Raw genomic sequence first — 20,114 nt, forward strand, 5'->3', positions numbered from 1 at the left:
CTCACGACCAATAATAAAAAACCGCCAACATCAATTGGCGGTTTTTTATCTTTTATGGCAATGAGATTAACGTTCCCAGTAAGCCTCTTCCAAGCTATCTTCGCGCTCCGGCAAGCCACGTGACAAACGCGGAGAATGCTGCGCCAGCACCTCATAGCTAACACGGTTGGCATACTTGCACACCTGAGAAAACGATGAGTAAGTTAAAAATGGATACTGGTGTTTGCTCGAATTAGGCACGTTATCACGGTGGTAACGATTCGCTGACATATCGTGCAGCAACGCAGACAGTGCACCGTCTCCCGCGCCATTGGTGTTTTTGATCCGTTCCGGCCCACCCATGTATGGGGCAATGTGCGAATAAATTTTGATTGGATTTTCGCAATCGGCTTTGATCATTGGACGGCTGAACTCATACATATTGAATTCGGGAATGGCACCGGGTAATAAAGGCAGTGAGGTTTCGCGTTTGGCTTTATCTTCACTATAACCCGCCATGTAGAGGCCAATCGGACCGGCGGTGCAAAGCACCATATCTACCCATTGTAAGGCGGCGTCGGCCGCGAGCAGCGGGTCACTTTCACCCGTGAGCGCTTCACCCTCATCTTCGTTCATCGCCACCACACTGACGTGCTCAGCCAGAAAATCACGCCACCATTGTGGATTTTGTTCAATCACATACTTGGTGCCCAACGTCATCACCACAGGCACGTTATGCTTTTTGGCATACTCGATGGCACGCATGGTCGCATCCGGCATCGGATCACCGTCCTTGCAACGTACCAGATAGGCTGTCAGGACTAAGGCAGACGCATGCTCAAAGATATGTTCCGGAATCGACTCAGGACGCAGCTGATTCATTAAGCCTTCGTTGATGGCAAAAGTACGTTCGCCACAATCGCCAATCAGTGCATAGCAACGGCCAATCGGGCCTTCGACAGGTTGCAGATAATTGAGGTCCATGCGGCTGGACGTATTGCATAGATAGCGATAAGAGTAGCTTCCAATACGAATGTCCTGACTCATCACGCCAAGCAGAATCGATTGGTCGTCCGCTAAAGCGGAGTAGTTGTGCAAGGTATTGCCAATGGTGCCGCCGGCAAATTCATGCGTCACCAAATTGTTGTCTTTGAGCTCTTGATACAAAGCTTCAGCCCGTTCATCGTCAATCACCAACGAATGGCCTTTGCTCAAACCATAACGCTCCAGGAAGTCGTCACTCACTTTTGCTTCTATGTCCACCAAGGTTTGGTCTATGCCAATCACATGAGGGCGTTTAAAGCCACGCTCGCTGGCAGGGTTAAGCAAAGGATCCCGGGCGTGAACCGGAAAGTAGTGTTTAGACTTACGTTGTCCTGGAAATTTCATGGTTCGTGTAACTAGCTAATGGAAGGGAGGCGCGAATTCTACCACAGAATTTGCGCCTGCATAGCGTTGGAGAAACGAATTTTATCCGTCTACCACCCTTGGGTATGCTCTGCCACCAGCGTCGCCATTAACTCAATATGCGCCTCGTCATCATTCAAGCATGGGATAAAACGAAAGGCTTCGCCACCCGCTTCTAAAAAGATATCCCGACACTCGCCAGCAATTTCTTCCAAGGTTTCCAAACAGTCAGAAGAAAAGGCTGGTGTCATGATATCGAGGGTTTTAACCCCTTTTGCGGGTAGTGCTTCCAAGGTTTTATCGGTATAGGGCTTAAGCCATTCTTCACGCCCAAAACGCGATTGGTAGCTCATCATGATCGCTTGGTCGGGGAGCCCAAGTTCCGCCTGCAACAATGCCGTGGTTTGTTCGCAATGTTGCGGGTACGGGTCGCCGTTATCCGCGAAACGTTGCGGGATCCCATGGTATGAACACAGTAAGAGATCGCCCTTGCCGTGTTTATCCCAGTGGCGCCTGACGGAGTCTGCCAATGCGGATTGGTACGACGGATGATCGTGATAGTGGTGCACAAAGCGAAGCTCAGGAAGCAAGGGGCGTCCTTTAAGGGATTTGGCGACTTTATCAAATACCGCGGCCGTGGTGGTCGCAGAGTATTGCGGATACAAAGGCAAAACCATGACCTTTTCGCAACCTTGTTGCTGCAGTTTCTCAATACCATCCGTCATCGAGGGTGAGCCATAGGTCATTCCTAAAGCTACAGGTAACCCCGTCTTGGTGGCTAAGGCATCACGCTGACGTGTAGCGTACACCATCAAAGGCGATCCCTCATCCATCCAAACACTTTGATAGAGCTTCGCCACCTTGGGAGAGCGTACCGGCAGAATCACACCATGCAGCAGAGGGCACCACAACCAACGCGTTAAATCGACCACCCGATGATCATGCAGAAATTCAGATAAAAAGCGCTTTACAGAAGAAGAAGTAGGCGCATCTGGGGTTCCCAGGTTGACTAGAAGTACGCCAACTTGGTTATGCTTTTCGGTCATGTTTGTTGTCCTTGGCTTATTCGCGAGCCGATTATTTTTGTTGTACCTTTCCAATTTAACGTTATCTGATTAAATGGCTTGGAGAATGACGCGTAGCTTGCCATAAAAAAACCGGAGCGACTAATCGTCAGCTCCGGTTTCTGGCATCAGTCATACCGATGAGAACAGGTGTCAGCGCCTGAGCACTAACCCTTTAAACAAAAAATTAGCCGAGAACCTTTTGGATCTCTGCGCTGACTTGCTCAACCCCTTGTGTGCCATCGAAGGTCACAAACTGGGTGTTGCCAGCATCGGCTTCTTTTTTGTAGTAAGCAATCAGTGGTGCAGTTTGATTATGATAAACATTCAAACGCGCGCGCACCGTCTCTTCTTTATCATCATCACGTACCACTAGCGCTTCGCCAGTCACGTCGTCTTTCCCTTCCACTTTCGGTGGGTTATAAACAACATGATAAGTACGGCCTGAAGCAAGGTGAGCACGGCGACCACTCATACGCTCAACAATAACGTCATCCGGAACATCGAACTCGAGTACGTAATCGATCGCAACACCGATCTCTTTCAGTCCATCAGCTTGTGGAATGGTACGTGGGAACCCATCTAGCAAGAAGCCGTTGGCACAATCATCTTGCGAGATACGCTCTTTAACCAAGCCAAGAATGATGTCATCAGACACCAATTCGCCAGCATCAATAACCGCTTTGGCTTGTTTGCCAAGCTCAGTGCCCGCTTTAATCGCGGCGCGCAGCATGTCACCCGTAGAAATCTGCGGAATCCCGTATTTTTCCATGATGAACTGCGCTTGCGTCCCTTTACCCGCGCCCGGTGCACCCAACAGAATGATGCGCATAGTGATCCCCTTTATGATTATTTAGGTTTCGTTAAACTGCGTCTATATTCGCAAAGACACGAAACATACACGCTTAACTAAACGCTATCAAGCCCGGCAATCCGGCCAGGCTTGTTCGATAGTCATTCAGTATGTGGTCTCGACAATCGCCTGTCGATTATACCTTAGTCAGAAGCTGGTTGACCGAGGCCAAGAAGTCTGACGGATCGTCCATGCTGCCTTTCTCTGCCAGCATCGCTTGACCCAGCAGCATTTCTACCCAGGTACCGAATTTCTGCTCATCGCTTTCATCTGCCATGCGCTTAACCAGAGCGTGCTCTGGGTTCAGTTCAAAGATGTACTTCACATCAGGCGCTTGCTGGCCAGCGGCTTCTAAAAGCTTCGCCATTTGCGTGCCCATTTCAAACTGATCGGTCACCACCACCGCCGGTGTGCCAGAGAGTTTAAAGGTGGTACGTACATCTTTAACACGATCACCCAAGTGCGACTTTACTCGCTCAATCACAGACTCAAACGCTTTTTCGGTTTCTTCACGCTCTGCTTTTGCTTCTTCATCATCGAATTGGCTCAGATCGAGATCTGCCTTGGTGATTGCCTGGAACGACTTACCATCAAACTCGGTCAGGTAGCTCATCAACCACTCATCGATGCGGTCATACATCAAGATAACTTCGATGCCTTTGGCTTTAAACTGCTCCAAGTGCGGGCTGTGTTTGGCCGCATTGTAGCTATCCGCGGTGATGTAGTAGATTTTGTCTTGCTCTTCTTTCATGCGCGACACGTAGTCGGCCAAGGAGACGGTTTGCTCAGCGCTGTCTTCATGCGTTGAGGCAAAGCGCAGCAAGCCAGCAATTTTTTCTTTGTTGCTGAAATCTTCCGCCGGCCCTTCTTTCATTACCAGGCCAAATTCACGCCAAAATGTCTGATATTTTTCAGCATCGTTTTTAGCCAGCTTTTCTAGCATCGACAACACACGCTTGGTACACGCACCGCGCAGTGACTGGGTGATCTTGTTGTCTTGCAGGATCTCACGCGAGACGTTAAGCGGCAGATCGTTAGAGTCAATCAAACCCCGGACAAAACGCAAGTAGCTTGGCATGAACTGTGACGCATCATCCATGATAAAGACGCGTTGTACATAGAGTTTCAGTCCATGTTTGTGCTCGCGGTTGTATAGATCCCAAGGGGCTTTTGACGGGATATACAGCAAGCTGGTGTAGTCGTTTTTACCCTCTACACGGTTGTGGCTCCACGTCAGCGGCTCGGCAAAGTCGTGAGACACATGCTTATAGAACTCTTTGTATTCGTCTGCCGAGATATCTGACTTAGCACGAGTCCAAAGCGCTTGCGCTTTGTTAACTTGCTCCCACTTACCTTCGCCCGTCTCGTTACCTTCCTCGTCTTTCTCTTGCGTCCACATTTCGACCGGAATACCGATGTGGTCGGAGTATTTACCGATCACCTCACGTAGGCGCCAATCATTGAGGAATTCTTTCTCGTCGTCTTTAAGGTGCAGCGTTATCTCAGTGCCACGGTCAGCTTTGCTGATAGGCTCTAGGGTATACTCACCTTCACCGGTTGATTCCCACTGCACTGCCTCGTCGGCCGCAAGACCCGCCGCTCGAGTGCTTACGGTTACCTTGTCAGCCACAATAAAGGCAGAGTAAAAGCCGACCCCGAATTGGCCAATGAGGTTCGAGTCTTTGCTTTGATCTTCGTTAAGCTGTTTAAGAAACTCTTCTGTACCTGATTTTGCAATGGTACCGAGGTTAGCGATGACATCGTCACGGCTCATACCAATACCATTGTCTGAGACAGTTAACGTACCGGCTTCGCTATCAAAAGAAAGACGGACACGCAGGTCACCGTCATTTTCGTAAAGCTCAGGCGCTGACAATGCTTTAAAGCGCAACTTATCGGCGGCATCCGACGCGTTTGACACTAACTCTCGCAGGAAAATCTCTTTGTTTGAGTAGAGAGAGTGGATCATCAACTGCAGCAATTTGGAGGTATCAGAACCAAACTGATGTTTTTCTGGGGTTTTCACGCTCATGTCAATCTACCTAACACTATGAGGATTAATGGCGACGCGGACAATCTGCCCGCGTCACAATGAATTCGTTGTTTCCGTCTCCTTCGATATAGGGATCCGGTACCACGCTTTCAAGGCCTAAGTGGTCAAATATAAGCCAGTTAGTAGTAAGTCGATAGACAATAAAAAAGAAAAGCCTAACCAAAGGCTAGGCTTTACACGTCAGCAGTGTGATTGACATCGCTGCTTTGACCGTGGGTGTTGCCACATTGTCTTGCCGCCCCTCGCGGTGGAAGACAATGCCAGCAACGGTAGCTGCGGTCTCTGCACGTCAGGCGCTTCTAGCGATATTTCAACTGTTGGCGACCAATAATTGAGTGAGATAGCGTGGTACCGTCCACCAGCTCTAGCTCGCCTCCCATGGGGACGCCATGTGCAATACGGCTCGCACCCACTTGATGCTCTTGGCATAGCTCAGCGATGTATTGCGCCGTCGCCTCGCCTTCCACTGTCGGGTTGGTCGCCAAGATAAGCTCTTGGATCGGTTCGTGTTGCAGACGCTTTTCCAACACATCAAGGCCAATGTCTGCCGGACCAATGCCATCAAGGGGTGACAGGTGTCCCATCAAAACAAAATACCGCCCTGAGTACTGACCCGTGGCTTCCACGGCTGCAATATCTGCCGGGCTTTCAACCACACAAATCAACCCTGTTTCTTGGCGTTTCGGGTTATCGCAAATCGCGCACACGTCTTGCTCGGTAAAGGTTCGACATTGGCTGCAGTGGCCAATGTCAGTCATTGCCGTACTCAGTGCTTGCGCGAGGGCCAGCCCGCCTTGGCGGTTTCGTTGCAATAAGTGGTAGGCCATCCGCTGCGCTGATTTGGGGCCAACGCCTGGTAAACAACGCAGCGAGTCCATCAGTTGTTCAAGTAACTGGCTGGTGCGCATAGATTAAAAGGGCATTTTCATGCCTGGTGGTAACTGCATACCACCTGTCACTTCCGCCATTTTCTCTTTTTGTTGCTCCTCGACACGACGGGCAGCATCGTTGAATGCAGCCGCAATCAAGTCTTCCAGCATGTCTTTATCATCTTCCATCAAGCTATCGTCGATGTCGACACGACGGATGCTGTGGCTACCTGTCATGGTGACTTTCACCATGCCTGCGCCCGCTTCGCCTGTCACTTCCATGCTGGCAATTTCTTCTTGTACTTTTTGCATGCGCTCTTGCATTTGCTGCGCCTGCTTCATCATGTTACCCATGCCGCCTTTACCAAACATAATTCTCTCTCTTGGTTAGGTGTCTTAAATTGGTCGAATGCTATCTTCTTCTAACTCCGCCGCAAAGCGTTGAAGAATAAAAGTCACATTCGGATCATTATGCAGGCTGTGTGTCGCCTGCGCTAATTTTTGTTGATAGAGCTGCTCGCGCCGCTCTAAAGGTGTGATTCCCGCTTCCCCGAGCTGTACCTCCAAGGTTATGGGGGCGCCCAATGCCGTCGTCAAGGCCTGAGTCAATTGCTGCTGCGCTTTTTCGGTATTAAGGTGCGATTGATCCGGGCGCAATGTAAGCTGTACGCGCTCGCCTTGCTGGGACATCGCCGCATTCAGTGCCATTTGTTTAACCAGGCGCTCTACCTCTAAACTGTCTGCCAAGGCACACCAAGGATCTTGTGCGTTGGTTTCCTGTACCAGTTTGTCGCGCATGGCGGGCGTTTTTTCATGTTCTAACGCCTGTTTCAACGACTTAGGTGTCAGTGAAGGCACCGTCTCGGGCTCCGGTGACACCGGTTGCGTAGAGCGCCACTGGTAAGGCTCTGACGACCCGTTAGTAGGTTCAGTCACGGGTGACAACGACACACTCGGTGTCTTTTGTTCAGGCGCGGACACAGGCGATGCACTCTCTGCCGCCGTCGCGACGCGATCGAGCACAGATAACGCATCAGTCTTGGCCGGTGTCCGCCCCGCCTTTTTTACCCCACTCCCCGATTGTTCGGATTGACGTTTCATACGACTACGCAACTGATTACGAGCCTGAATAAGGCTAGAGGCAGGCGAAGAGGCAGACGGCTGATTCGCAAGTGATGACGCGGCATCTGGCGCCGAGTCATCGACTGCTGGTTGGTTCAGCTCGGAAACACTCGCTTCATGTGCCCCTCTGCCGGATGCACCTGCGCTAGGCACCTCCGCGCTAGTCTTTGCCGTCGCCTGCTGAGGAGCTGGCGCGCATGTGTCATTGATATCTTGGGGACTTTCCGGTGTGTCTCGGTCATTGCTCTCCGGGGTATCGCCCATGGGCCGGTTCTGTTGTACTTCGTGCCCCTGGCTTGGTGACGACTGGTTTGGCGACGCCGCACTGGCCGATGAGACCTGCGCTTTCAATGCGTTCAGTGCTTGCGAGGGATCTTTTTTGACCGGCTGTTGTGGTGAAGATGCGGGATCGTGTGCCGGCACCGATATGGTAGCCGGTTCATACGGTACCGTTTTCACCGGCTGAAACGCCAACATACGCAGCAAGACCATTTCTAGACCGGCCCGCCCATCAGGGGCATAGGGCAGGTCTTGCCGTCCTTGCAGCGCCATTTGGTAACACAGCTGCACATCTTGTGGCGCAAGCCGCGAGGCCAAGGCGTGAATCCGTGCTTGCTCCCCGCTGTCATCATCATGGGTCTGAGGCAGTGCTTGGGCAAGCGCCACATGGTGAAGCTGGCTGGCTAACTCTTTGAGTAAACCATCCCACTCCACCCCGACGTGCGCAATCTGCGCCAGCATGTTCATCAATTCAACCGCATCATGATTCGCCAAGGCTTCAAGGAGCAAGAGTGCGTTATCGGTACTCAAGGTCCCCAGCATGTCAGCGACAGCTTGGGTGCTGATGTGGCCATTTCCCAGCGCGATGGCCTGGTCGGTTAAGCTCAAGGCATCACGCATACTGCCTTCCGCAGCCCGTGACAATAGCATTAAGGCACGTGACTCTGCCTCGACACCTTCTTGACCTAGGATATGCTCTAGCTGCGTCTGAATCTGGCTCGCATCAAAGTGTTTTAGGTGAAATTGCAAACAACGCGATAAAATGGTGACCGGCAGCTTTTGTGGATCCGTGGTCGCCAATAAAAACTTTACGTACTCAGGCGGCTCTTCCAGCGTTTTTAGCAGCGCATTGAAGCTGTGCCGTGACAGCATATGGACTTCATCAATGAGGTACACTTTGAAGCGGCCACGTGCGGGTTTGTATTGGACGTTATCGAGCAGCTCTCGCGTGTCTTCCACCTTGGTCCGGGACGCAGCGTCAATCTCCAGCAAATCAACGTAACGTCCCTCGTCAATTTCAAGGCAGGTTGCGCACTGACCACATGGCGAAGAAGACACCCCTTGTTCGCAATTGAGCCCTTTGGCAAAAATGCGCGCAATGGTGGTTTTGCCCACACCACGAGTACCACTGAACAAGTATGCGTGGTGCAAGCGGTCATGATCCAATGCATTGGCTAAGGCCGTCAGCACATGACTTTGACCGGCAACAGACTCAAAATTATGGGGTCGCCACTTGCGAGCGAGGACTTGGTAACTCATGTCAATCCGCTTCCTGTATGCTTATTGCTAACGCGGGACCCTGCATATAGCCTGGCATTAATGGCCTGCAAATTCGCACAAGCTATAAACGTTGATCCCAAGCGCGGCCAGCTTTTCTTCACCGCCGATATCCGGCAAGCTTATCACAAACCCAGCATGCGCCACGGTGCCGCCTAAACGGCGTACCAGCTTCACGGTGGCTTCTATGGTGCCGCCTGTCGCCAGTAGATCATCAATCACCAGTACTTGATCCCCCTCAGCAATCGCATCACGATGGATTTCCAGGGTATCTTCACCGTATTCTAGCTGATAGTTTTCGCTGATCACCGCGCGTGGCAACTTGCCAGGCTTACGCACTGGCACAAACGGGAGCCCTAGCGCAAGCGCCAATGGTGCACCAAATAAAAAGCCACGTGACTCGGTACCAATCACCTTGGTAAATCCATGATCGCGGTATTGCGCAACCAGGGCATCAATGGTGGCTTGGTAGGCAGCAGGGTCTTCCATTAAGCTGGTGACATCGCGAAATAAGATGCCAGGTTTGGGATAGTCTGGGATGGTTTGAATACTTTGTTTGATGACATTCAAGCTGTCGGTGCTCATGGCCAATTCTCGCCGGTAAAAAACGCAAACCGTCATGTTATGAATTTTCGGCCGAACCAGCAACAGATTCCGTTTCAGGTAGGCGGAGAAACCAGCATAAGAGCACAATTAGGCAGGTAACCAGTAACGCTTTCAGCCACATCGCCCCGACGATATAAATGGAGAAGCTAAAACTTGCCACTATCATGACGGTCGCGCGTCGTTTTACTTTGCGACTAATCGCGCGCTTTTGGTACCAGTCCGTCAATATCGGCCCGAACGTAGGATGAGCGTGGAGCCAGTTAGCGATACGAGGAGAGCCTCGCATAAAGCAACCACTGGCGAGCAGCAAAAACGGCGTGGTCGGGAGTACCGGCAAAAAGGCGCCTGCCGCACCCAGCGCGACCCATAACCAACCTAACCCATTCCATAACCAACGCCATGCGGCTGTCGGTGCTTGTTGCATAGTCTCTATTACCTTTCAATTCGCGTACCTTTCGATTCGCGATGGTCGCGCTTGTTCACTCACGCTAAGTGTAGTGTCAGAGACGATGGAGGTACAGGGTGGCGAATAAGGAATGCCGCACGGCGAGTGAATAAGGCGGTGATTAGCCGCCAAAAATAATGCCAAGCCAAGTGAGACTGGCAGGTAAGGTCGGGATCAGTAATACCAGCAGGAAGCCGATGAAGTACTTGACGTTATAAGGCTCTTTAAAATCATGTTCCATTTTGTTACTTCACTCACAACAGCATAACAACAGTGAGCAGGTACTATAGCTCAGGTCAACACCGCTAAAAACGGACTCTTTGTAAGGTTTTAGCCGGTTCATTGATTTACATCAGGGTAACAACTTGTGTGACTGCGTCATGATAAAAGTCATTTTAGCCAATCAAGCGAACTGACCATGGATAAAACAACCCTTGCTCAGCTGGGGCGTGAACTTAACCGCGAACGCACTGAGCTAGTAGCAACATTAACCACGCGATTGCGTGAAGACTGGGACAAGCATTGCGAGAACCTCACCATTTCGGATCTGATTAAAGAAAGCCAAGGGGTACCTGGCGCCATCCGATGCCTCGGTGAACGTTTAGAAAAAGTCGATGCGGCTTTATGTGCCATGGATTTGGAGATTTATGGCTTGTGTGCCGATTGTGAAAGTGAAATTCCACTGGATGATTTAATGAAAGACGCCGCCGAGCAGCGCTGCCCACAGTGCCGTGCGTCAAATTATTATCATCACGATCCAGCCACTCGCCGAGCCACAGCAGGAGCACGTAAAACCGTGTGATCGCGAGGTTGACTTTCGCTTGTCTCATCGTGGCTTAAACGGAACGCGCCCAGCATCAGCTGGGCGCGTTTTTTATTGACTATTTAAAGACTAACGAGCACACATCATCCTGAGGCGCTTAATCTTGGTCAATAATCCAACGACGGAACGACTTACGCTCTTGGTCACTGGCTTTGGTATACCAAAGCTTTAACTGCGACAAGGCATCACCTTTAATAGAGGCTTTACCTTGATCATCCACCTCCACCAATACATCGTTAAGGTTCTTGCTTTCACCTTGGTCGATAATGATACCATTCTCACGGTTGTACTCCGCTACCAGCGCTTCCATGTCGGCATAGGCGGCAAAGCCATCCCCTTTTAACTCGACGGCATCTAAAGGCATCACATCACCGTTATCGAACTCGGCTTGCCACTGCGGGGCACCGTCAAAATAGCTGGTCGCTTGGCTTTTTACCCGCAATTTCGAGTCAATATTGATGGTGGCATTGCGGCCATCGACCTCAAGCTCAAACAAATACGGGCGGGAGGTATAGATCACCTCTTGACTTCCCCTCTTTACTTCGCCGTCAAAGCGCATTACTAATTGATGGGTGCCGTTATCCAGCTCAATCGTCTGCTGCGGCGCCCAGTTTTCAAAACTGGCTTCCTTACCATCTACGACCACAAACTCAATATTACGTGCTGAAGTAATTTCTGCCGCATTAACCACACTCGCTGCTAAGAGAGTGCTGAGCACCAAGCCCATACCTACTACTTTTTTCATCTCTACTCCAAACCGTGATAATAAAAAAGCCGCCCTAAGGCGGCTTTTGTAATCAGTGCTACGTTTAGCAGTGATGGTGTAAGTTCAATTAGAACTTAACTTCCATACCTGCTACATAACCCCAGTCGTTGTTATCAGCGTCGTTGTCGCCCACTTCTGCGTATACTTTTGCATTGTTGTGCAGTGCATAAGTTACGTTCGCGTAGTAACCAGTTACGTCTTCTTCGTTGTCGTTATCTTTGTTATCGATACCGATAGCGTAAGTGGTTTTGCCGTGCGTGTAATCAGCTGCCACAGAGAAGAAATCTGCTTCTGTGTCGCTTGAACCAGTGTCAACAGTATTAACACCATACGCAGCAGCAAGGCTTACATTTTCGATGCCAGCATACTCAACTTCGAAGTTGTAGTTTTCTACGTCACCTTTTGAGGCATAGACGAAATCGTCTCCTGCTGTGTTAACACCTGCGTCATCTGCATAGTAGTAATATACACGCATGTCAACGTCAGCTACACGATAGCCAAGACGGCCGTCGTAGATTTTGTACTCGTCGCTTGACTCTTCACCATCGCTGTTTTGCAGCGTAGATAGGCCTGCGTAGAATGTACCGTTATCGTAAACGTATTTAGCAACTTGGTCACCTTCAGTGCGAAGAGTACCGTTAGAAGCTGATGACAACTCGTAGTCTTTGGTGATGCCCATGTCATCGTTGATCAGCAGTTGACGACCGAAAGTAAGCGTACCCCAGTCACTGCCTTTGAAACCAACGTAAAGCTCATCGTTTTTAGTGGTGCTGTCTTCGAATTTAAATGCGAAGTGACCGATTGCAGCCAAGTCTTCAGAAACAGCAACTTCGGTGTTAACAGCGAAGTCACCGTCATCTAGGCGCCACTCGCCATCTTTGTTTTCACCGATAGCTTGGAAGTATTGTACTTCGGCTGCACCAGACGCGTCTACTTTAACGCCTTCTGCGTCATACAGGTTGATGCTTGCTGATGCTGAGCCAGCAGCCAGCAGAGCTGGTACTGCCATTGCTAGAATAGTCTTTTTCATGGTTAATCCACTGCCTTTTCTATTTAGTCATTATGAGTTCCTTCATGGAACTCTGTTTTATGGTGACTGTCACTCTATTACCAGCAGCAAACGCTGCGAAGAACAAAATGCCAGTTCACTGAAACTTCGTGGCTAATCGTGCAGAACAAATGTGGTTCTGTCAACTCGCCGGAAGCGCATTACAATCTAGGCAAAAACCGCTTAAAAACAATAATATAGTGATATTTGCTGAACTGAGATCACAGTTTAACTGACTCGACACCCGTCTTTTGATGAAAATAAACAACAAACAATAACAACATAAAACACCAAAATCAGTAATTATTTACCCTTATATTAGAATAAAAAACTAATCAGTAGCTTAAATCAGGCGTTTTGTTAATCAAACGGCAGATCAGCAAGATAGCGAAGAATGGTTCAAATTAAATTCGTGACCAGGATCTCATATCTGTAAGGAAATCTTGCAGTTCGCGATCGTTTTCACGTTTTTGCCCCGTGTTATACTAGGCGTCAACCTTTGCAACTCGGACCTGTTGATGCTCAGTCCTGCCGTAAAATCAGACATTCGCGCTTGCTACCAAACGCTACAAGATCAACTTCCCCACTTTATTCCCCGTAAAGCTCAGAACTATTTGGTGGCAGAGCTCGCGAAGACCCTAGCTGGCGATTACGCGCCTAAACGGCGACTATTAGTGGCAGAAGCAGGCACAGGGGTCGGTAAGTCGATGGCCTATCTGATGGGCGCGATCCCGTTTGCACTCAACAACAATAAAAAAGTGGTTATTTCAACCGCGACGGTGGCGTTGCAAGAACAGCTTGCCAATAAAGACATCCCGTTTTTTCATCGCATCTGCCCCAAACCGTTCGATTTTATTTTAGCCAAAGGGCGTCAACGCTATTGCTGTGCACATAAGCTCAGTGCGGTAGCGGACATGGAAAGCATTCAAGGGGCGCTATTTACCCAAAAACCCAAGCGCAACGAGCAATTATCACTCAACGATCTCTACGCTGCGCTGAGCCGAGGTAAGTGGGATGGTGACAGAGACAGTTGGCCAAAACCCATTGCTGATCATCTTTGGCAAGCCATCGCCTCTGATAAGCACACTTGTCATGCCGGTTTGCCCGCCCACCGTGCTTGCCCGTTTGCTAAAGCACGAGAGGCGATGGATAAAGCGGATGTGGTGGTGGTGAACCACAGTTTGCTGCTCGCCGATCTTGAGCTCGGCGGCGGGGTGATCTTGCCCGAGCCGGAGCAATGCCTGTATATGATTGACGAAGCTCATCACTTGCCCACTGTCGCGCGAGACTTTTCGGCCGCCAGTGCCAGCTTGTTGGGTGTGGTCAGCTGGCTGGAAAAGCTCAATCAAACGACGACCAAGTTGGGGAATACCGCTGATATTAAGCGCGCACATCGGTTTGTGGATAGCTTGCTAGACGCGATTCAAACCTTAATCCCAGGCTTACGCGAGGTTAAACAACAGCTCAGTCAATTGCCGCTCAACAATGATGGTTGCTACCGCTTTGCTGATGGCGAGCTCCCCGATGCGCTTATCTCACCCAGTGAGCAACTCAAAACGGCGAGCAAAAAAGCCCATCAGGCATTGGGAAAAATTCATGATTTGATCAATGAACGTCTGAAAGAAAATGACATTTCGGCCAAACTGGCTGATCCGGCGCTCGCGGAAACGGCTTTTTTCCTGCAACGGTTAGAAAATTTAGAAAAGGTGTGGACCTTGATGGCTCAACCTAATTCGGATAAAGGCGCCCCCTTGGCACGTTGGGTGCGAGCGTGTCGCGAGCGCGAAGGCGACCTTTGGATCCATGTCTCCCCCTTGGAAGTGGGTTGGCGTTTAGACCAAATGCTCTGGTCCCGTGCAGCCGGGGTTGGCCTATTTTCCGCGACCTTACGTGCACTCAACCGGTTCAGTTATTTCTGCCGTCAAGTGGGCTTGAGCGAAACCGACGGCTCGCGTTATTTAGCCTTGCCTTCGCCATTTGATTACCCCAATAAAGCGCGCTTGGTGATCCCGACGATGCCTTGTGAACCTCAAGCGAGCGACTTTACGGATGTGCTGAGCGATAAAATACTCGAACATCTGGAAGGCGAACGCGCCTCTTTGGTGCTCTTCGCCTCCTACTGGCAAATGCAGCAAGTGACAAAAGCGATAGAAAGCACCTGCAAGCAACGGGGCTGGCAGCTGCTTTGCCAAGGGAGCCAGTCGCGTCCCGGATTACTAAAGGCGCATCAGCAAGCGGTTAACGCTGATAAAACCAGTATCATTTTTGGCACCGGCAGCTTTTCCGAAGGCCTGGACTTACCGGGCAACTTATTGACCAACCTCATTATTACTAAGATCCCTTTTGCCGTGCCCACCTCGCCGGTTGAAGAAGCGCACGCGGAGTATATCGAGCGCTGTGGTGGCAACCCGTTTTTACAAATCGCGGTGCCAGAAGCGAGTAAAAAGCTTGTACAATCAGTCGGTCGTCTACTGCGCAAAGAAGAGGACTCTGGTAAAGTAGTGCTTCTTGACCGGCGCATTATCACCCGTAGATATGGCCAATCCTTACTCGACTCGCTACCTCCCTTTACACGCGTGATCGAACCTTAAACTGACGAGTTAACATGCTGGAACTGATTGACCTCTCTACTTTAGTTATTCTGGGGCTGACCGCGTTTGTCGCTGGATTTATTGATGCGGTAGCTGGCGGTGGCGGCATGCTCACTGTCCCTGCCCTATTATCACTTGGCCTGCCGCCGCATGTTGCGTTAGGCACCAATAAGCTGGCCGCGACCTTTGCGTCGAGCACCGCCGCGTTCACTTATTATAAAAAGCGCCTATTTTCTCCCTTATTTTGGCAGCATGCGTTTTGGGGGACCTTAATTGGCGCCACGGCCGGCACCCTGCTGGTGGACGTTCTGAGTACCGAATGGTTAGAGAAGGCCATTCCCATTGTGGTGTTGGTCGCCGCCGTGTATACCATCTGGCATCCACACCCTAAAGGCGATAACAACCAGCTACCCGCACGTTGCCCAAAGCTGCCCATAAAACAGTGGAGTCAGGGTTTATCACTTGGCTTTTATGACGGGGTGGCAGGTCCGGGAACCGGCGCGTTTTGGACGGTTTCCACCATGTCGCTCTATCGGATGAATATTTTGCTATCCTCGGGATTAGCAAAGGCGATGAACTTTACCAGTAACTTCACCTCACTGGTGGCGTTCGCGCTGTTAGGCCATGTAAGCTGGGCGCTGGGCTTAACCATGGGAGCCTGCTTAATGCTAGGGGCTTTTATTGGCGCTCACTCAGCCATCCGCTTTGGTAGCCGTTTTATTCGCCCTATTTTTATCACCGCGGTGGTTATTCTAGCGGGCAAACTCGCCGTTGATGCTTGGTTCTAACCCTCATTGAGAGAGAAAACATCATGAAAGCGCAAATCGATGCCATGGCTCAACATTTAGATCAACTCGCCGTTCAAGCCGCAGAGGTTGATCGTCGCCGAGGAGAAGCCAAGGCACCGCTATTTGCCACGCCACTTTTTCACTGCAAAGGTAAGTTATTAACGCCCTGTGTTAATGAAGCACAAGGCCTGTTAGCCGTGATGCGCCGCGATCATCAGCAAGGGGTACTAACGGATGCGCGAGCCACCCATATTTGCGAAACCTTGTTAGCACAAATCACCGCACTCCAGCGTGAACTTGCCACTCAACCTTTACGTAAGCAAGAACAAGCACGTCGTGGGCCAAGACGCCAATCTATCGGTGAGCTCTATCAAGACTTGGCCAAGCATCAAGACTGGGAGCGGCGTCTCGCCGACAAGCTCCGTGATGCCAACGCCAGTGTTGAGATGGCCTCCAGTCCGGCTGTACGGCAACAGCATCAAAAGCAAGTTCTCGCGCTCGAGCAGCGTCTAGCGCGGTGCACCAAAGCCCGAGAACGCATTGAAACCACCATTACTTACCGGGAAAAGCGATAACGTAAGGAGCGAATGTGCTACCACTGATATACCATCCCATTTACTCTGATTTCCCGCTTCCCGAGGGTCACCGTTATCCACTGCAAAAGTACAGGCTGCTGTTCGAACGATTGCAAGCGCTTGGATTGCCGGTTGAGTTTTACCAGCCCACCGCCGCGCACAGAGAGATCATTGACGCGATTCATGACCCCGCCTATGTGAGTCAATTACTCGAGGGCAACTTGCCTTTGGTAAAAATGCGCCGTATTGGGTTTCCTTGGAGTAAGTCGCTAATAAAGCGCAGTTTAACCTCACTGGGTGGCACCACCTTAACGGTGGATCAGGCATTGCGCACGGGTCTGGCTATTCATCTTACCGGCGGCTACCATCACGCCCATTATGACTTTGGCAGTGGCTTTTGTTTATTTAACGACTTAATGATTGCTGCGCGTCATGCCCTCACGCAGCCGGGCATAGAGACAGTGATGATCGTCGATTGCGATGTTCACCACGGTGACGGCACCGCCGCGCTAGCCTCCTCACATCCAGATATTGTGACCTTTTCCGTCCACTGTGAGAAAAATTTCCCCTCGCGAAAGCCATCATCAACGCTTGATTTACCCCTCCCGATTGGCACCCAAGATAGCGACTATCTCGATGCCTTTTTGCCTTTACTCGACCTTGCACTGGCTCAGCACCGCCCCGACATGGTGATCTATGATGCGGGTGTCGACGTGCATAAAGACGATGCGTTGGGGTATTTGTCACTTACCGCTGAGGGTATTTTTCAACGCGACACAGGCGTGTTATCACGGTGTGCCTCCCACCAGATACCTGTCGCTGCGGTCATAGGAGGAGGCTATCATGACACCCATGAGCGGCTAATCCCGTTGCACGAACAACTGATACAAGCCGCGCTCACCCACTTTCCCGACTTTTCCGCCAGCCTGGAGGCATCATGACTGACTCACATTCTTCCTCGTCAAAAGCACTCGAAGAGGCCCCCGACGACGTTAAACTCGCCGTCGATCTTATTTACTTGCTTGAAAGCCATGCGATCGATACCGACACAGCGCTCTCCGCGATCAATATCGTTAAGCATGATTTGCTGACCAAAAAAGCAGCGTCATCCAGTGAATAAGTCACCTTTATCTACCGGTTCGGGCAAATTCGTTCGACAGTCGGTACGATGAATCGGCGGTAATATGAGGCATTGATCACATTTCGTTCAGCGCGCAAGAAAACGTTATTTAGTCAAAAAATACGGAATAATATGCGAAAGGCGTCGAGATGACTGCTTTAACATCAAGTAATTAGCATGCAACCCATTACATTCTTGTTACAGTTTTTAGTGCTGTTATTAACACCCAAGACCGCTCAAAAAACCAACAGATCAATAATCATCTAGTGTTTTGTCTCACAAATGTCGGTATTATCCGGCGTGCTCCACCTAGTGTATTGATGTGCTAAGACATCGCTATCACTGGCAACGGCGCACTCTGGCAACAGCCGAGCATGGATTCAAAATGCTGTTGCAGATCCAACATCGCGCGTCATAGCAAGCCAGATGTTTTGGTGCTATCGCGCGTTTCGTTGCTCACCTGCATGGACGGCAGAGATCTCACATGGACAGTGGTTGTCGACCCTCGCTCTTTCACGATGAACCTGAGTTCACGTGTTTATCGAGTTAGGCGTCTCCCAACAGACAAAACAGAGTTTAATGATGGAACAACTTAAAAATCTATTTGTGTCCATAGTCGATACAGGTAACGGCCTCCTTTGGGGCAGCGTACTCATTTATCTTTTGATTGGCTTAGGTTTGTACTTCACCGTACGATCTGGCTTTATTCAATTCCGTAACTTTGGCCACATGTTCAAACTCATGGCCAACAGCCGCGATGGCGCGTCAGGTGGTATCTCTTCTTTCCAAGCCTTTAGTACCAGTCTGGCAGCGCGCGTCGGTACCGGAAACATGGCCGGTGTGGCCGTCGCACTCTATCTGGGTGGCCCTGGTGCTATCTTCTGGATGTGGCTGACGGCATTGGTCGGCATGGCAACCAGTTTCGTCGAGTCCACCTTGGCGCAGGCATACAAAGTTAACCACAACGATAAGACCTTTCGCGGTGGCCCGGCTTACTACATTGAGAAAGGCTTAGGTCAGCGCTGGTTAGGTATTGCGTTCGCTATTTGTCTGATTATCGCCTTTGGTCTGGCGTTTAACGGTGTCCAGTCCAACTCGATTGCTGCAGCAATGAATACCGCGTTTGGCTTTGATGCCTTAGCGGTTGGCATCGCCCTTGCCGTAGTGACCGCACCCGTGATTTTTGGCGGTATGCGTTCGGTTGCGCGTGTGGCGGAGCTGATCGTGCCGTTTATGGCACTGGCGTATTTGCTGGTTGCGCTTGTCGTGGTTGGCATGAATATCGAGCAGCTACCTGCTGTGATCTCCACCATTGTTAAAAGCGCGCTCGGGCTTGAACAAGCGGCGGGTGGTGCAATGGGTTATGCGATCGCGCAAGCGATGATGCACGGTATCAAGCGCGGTTTGTTCTCAAACGAAGCAGGTATGGGTTCAGCACCGAATGCGGCCGCTACCGCAACCACCAAGCCAAATCACCCAGCGGCGCAAGGCTATGTTCAGATGATGGGTGTTTTTGTCGACACCATCGTTATCTGTACCGCGACAGCATCGATCATCTTGATCTCCGGTATGCTTGAGCCAAATAGCGGCCTAACGGGTATTGCGCTTACCCAAGAAGCATTGGTTAGCCAAGTGGGTGACTGGGGTGCGGCGTTTATTGCTATCGCAATCCTCTTATTCGCTTTCACCTCTATCATTGCCAACTATTCTTATGGTGAGTCAAACATCGAGTATATTTTCCGCTCGAAAAACGCGATTCTGCTCTACCGTATTGCTGTGCTAGCTATGGTGTTGGTGGGATCGATTACCGACTTACCGTTAATCTGGAGCTTTGCTGACTTGTCGATGGGCATGATGGCCGTGATCAACTTGGTGGCGATTGCGCTCTTGTCGGGTGTCGCCTTCGCGCTGATGAAAGACTATGAAGACCAGCGCCGTGCGGGCAAAAACCCAACCTTTGATCGCACCAAGTTCCCGAAACTGGATAAGCAAATCGATAAAGACGTTTGGTAATCCCCTACGGGTCATACGAAAAAACCACCGAGCAATCGGTGGTTTTTTTACACTCACTTTTAAGTCTTAGGCTTGCGCTGGCGCCGTTATACCAAAGTCTCTAAGGCTACACGCTCAACCAATAGCCAATGAGTAGAGCGAAAACAAGACACGCGCCCGCATAAAACCCCAACTCAATTTTACGTGCGGTCATGTCCTCAGCCTCTTCAGGCTTTAAAGTGATCCCCCAATACGCAAAGCCAATGGACGATGACAGCAATAGCACACCGAGACCGAACGCTAACCCTTCAACCGCATGGATCAATGTCATTTTTCCTCTCACTTCCGTCACTGACTTGTAGCACGTCGATTATACGCCTTGTCAGTCATTACGAAAACCACCAGAAAAGGGTTCATTCGTTTTCTCGCCCCGAGATCATCCGTTTTAGAAGTGAA

The 20,114-nt window shown here is 50.5% G+C and carries 19 protein-coding genes; 7 read left to right on the forward strand and 12 right to left on the reverse strand.

Annotated features, from left to right (window positions below; translation table 11 throughout):
- Positions 1 to 66: 66 nt before the first annotated feature.
- The 9 genes from WN56_RS03175 to WN56_RS03215 all read right to left on the reverse strand — a co-directional run bounded on the left by WN56_RS03175 (position 67) and on the right by WN56_RS03215 (position 9,934).
- Positions 67 to 1,368: an inosine/guanosine kinase gene (locus WN56_RS03175; RefSeq protein ID WP_046073576.1), complete on the reverse strand. Its 1,302-nt coding sequence runs from the start codon at positions 1,366 to 1,368 to the stop codon at positions 67 to 69.
- A gap of 89 nt (positions 1,369 to 1,457) precedes the next feature.
- Complete coding sequence (gene hemH, locus WN56_RS03180) at positions 1,458 to 2,432, reverse strand: ferrochelatase (protein WP_046073577.1); 975 nt, start codon at positions 2,430 to 2,432, stop codon at positions 1,458 to 1,460.
- A gap of 205 nt (positions 2,433 to 2,637) precedes the next feature.
- Positions 2,638 to 3,282, reverse strand: a complete 645-nt coding sequence (adk, locus tag WN56_RS03185; protein WP_046073578.1) for an adenylate kinase — start codon at positions 3,280 to 3,282, stop codon at positions 2,638 to 2,640.
- Positions 3,283 to 3,439: 157 nt separating this feature from the next.
- Positions 3,440 to 5,335 carry a molecular chaperone HtpG gene (htpG, locus tag WN56_RS03190; protein ID WP_046073579.1) on the reverse strand — a complete coding sequence of 632 codons (1,896 nt, stop codon included), beginning with the start codon at positions 5,333 to 5,335 and terminating at the stop codon, positions 3,440 to 3,442.
- Between the two features lie 320 nt (positions 5,336 to 5,655).
- The gene (gene recR / locus WN56_RS03195) at positions 5,656 to 6,264 is read right to left on the reverse strand and encodes a recombination mediator RecR (protein WP_046073580.1); all 609 of its coding nucleotides are present in this window, start codon (positions 6,262 to 6,264) and stop codon (positions 5,656 to 5,658) included.
- Between the two features lie 3 nt (positions 6,265 to 6,267).
- Positions 6,268 to 6,597, reverse strand: coding sequence for a YbaB/EbfC family nucleoid-associated protein (locus tag WN56_RS03200; protein ID WP_046073581.1), 330 nt, complete (start codon positions 6,595 to 6,597; stop codon positions 6,268 to 6,270).
- Positions 6,598 to 6,621: 24 nt separating this feature from the next.
- A complete protein-coding gene (gene dnaX, locus WN56_RS03205; protein WP_046073582.1) occupies positions 6,622 to 8,886 on the reverse strand; it encodes a DNA polymerase III subunit gamma/tau in 2,265 nt (754 codons plus the stop codon).
- A 57-nt stretch (positions 8,887 to 8,943) separates the two neighbouring features.
- Entirely contained in the window at positions 8,944 to 9,489 is a 546-nt protein-coding gene (gene apt / locus WN56_RS03210) for an adenine phosphoribosyltransferase (protein ID WP_046073847.1), read from the reverse strand.
- A gap of 37 nt (positions 9,490 to 9,526) precedes the next feature.
- The gene (locus WN56_RS03215; RefSeq protein ID WP_046073583.1) at positions 9,527 to 9,934 is read right to left on the reverse strand and encodes a YbaN family protein; all 408 of its coding nucleotides are present in this window, start codon (positions 9,932 to 9,934) and stop codon (positions 9,527 to 9,529) included.
- A gap of 439 nt (positions 9,935 to 10,373) precedes the next feature.
- On the opposite strand from WN56_RS03215, the gene WN56_RS03225 reads away from it, so the two are divergent.
- Positions 10,374 to 10,757 (forward strand): hypothetical protein, encoded by a 384-nt coding sequence (locus tag WN56_RS03225; RefSeq protein ID WP_046073585.1) that lies wholly within the window; start codon positions 10,374 to 10,376, stop codon positions 10,755 to 10,757.
- Between the two features lie 118 nt (positions 10,758 to 10,875).
- Here the strand turns inward: WN56_RS03225 and WN56_RS03230 are convergent, their stop codons facing one another.
- On the reverse strand, positions 10,876 to 11,523 hold the full coding sequence (locus WN56_RS03230) for a DUF2057 domain-containing protein (RefSeq protein ID WP_046073586.1): 648 nt from the start codon (positions 11,521 to 11,523) through the stop codon (positions 10,876 to 10,878).
- An 88-nt stretch (positions 11,524 to 11,611) separates the two neighbouring features.
- Positions 11,612 to 12,574 (reverse strand): porin, encoded by a 963-nt coding sequence (locus WN56_RS03235; RefSeq protein ID WP_046073587.1) that lies wholly within the window; start codon positions 12,572 to 12,574, stop codon positions 11,612 to 11,614.
- Between the two features lie 536 nt (positions 12,575 to 13,110).
- Between WN56_RS03235 and dinG the strand changes: the two genes are divergently transcribed.
- The 6 genes from dinG to WN56_RS03265 all read left to right on the forward strand — a co-directional run bounded on the left by dinG (position 13,111) and on the right by WN56_RS03265 (position 19,679).
- The gene (gene dinG / locus WN56_RS03240) at positions 13,111 to 15,183 is read left to right on the forward strand and encodes an ATP-dependent DNA helicase DinG (RefSeq protein WP_046073588.1); all 2,073 of its coding nucleotides are present in this window, start codon (positions 13,111 to 13,113) and stop codon (positions 15,181 to 15,183) included.
- A 14-nt stretch (positions 15,184 to 15,197) separates the two neighbouring features.
- Positions 15,198 to 15,971, forward strand: coding sequence for a TSUP family transporter (locus tag WN56_RS03245; RefSeq protein ID WP_077578509.1), 774 nt, complete (start codon positions 15,198 to 15,200; stop codon positions 15,969 to 15,971).
- A 23-nt stretch (positions 15,972 to 15,994) separates the two neighbouring features.
- Positions 15,995 to 16,546, forward strand: coding sequence for a primosomal replication protein (locus tag WN56_RS03250; protein WP_046073589.1), 552 nt, complete (start codon positions 15,995 to 15,997; stop codon positions 16,544 to 16,546).
- 14 nt (positions 16,547 to 16,560) lie between these two features.
- A complete protein-coding gene (locus WN56_RS03255; protein WP_046073590.1) occupies positions 16,561 to 17,487 on the forward strand; it encodes a histone deacetylase in 927 nt (308 codons plus the stop codon).
- The gene (locus WN56_RS03260) at positions 17,484 to 17,666 is read left to right on the forward strand and encodes a DUF2496 domain-containing protein (RefSeq protein WP_046073591.1); all 183 of its coding nucleotides are present in this window, start codon (positions 17,484 to 17,486) and stop codon (positions 17,664 to 17,666) included. The genes WN56_RS03255 and WN56_RS03260 overlap by 4 nt, the downstream gene beginning before the upstream one ends.
- 582 nt (positions 17,667 to 18,248) lie before the next feature.
- Positions 18,249 to 19,679 carry a sodium:alanine symporter family protein gene (locus tag WN56_RS03265; RefSeq protein ID WP_046073592.1) on the forward strand — a complete coding sequence of 477 codons (1,431 nt, stop codon included), beginning with the start codon at positions 18,249 to 18,251 and terminating at the stop codon, positions 19,677 to 19,679.
- Positions 19,680 to 19,785: 106 nt separating this feature from the next.
- Here the strand turns inward: WN56_RS03265 and WN56_RS03270 are convergent, their stop codons facing one another.
- Positions 19,786 to 19,989: a hypothetical protein gene (locus WN56_RS03270; RefSeq protein WP_046073593.1), complete on the reverse strand. Its 204-nt coding sequence runs from the start codon at positions 19,987 to 19,989 to the stop codon at positions 19,786 to 19,788.
- Between the last annotated feature and the right edge of the window lie 125 nt (positions 19,990 to 20,114).

The organism is Salinivibrio sp. KP-1 (assembly GCF_000968645.1).
In the GTDB taxonomy this organism is placed as follows: domain Bacteria; phylum Pseudomonadota; class Gammaproteobacteria; order Enterobacterales; family Vibrionaceae; genus Salinivibrio; species Salinivibrio siamensis.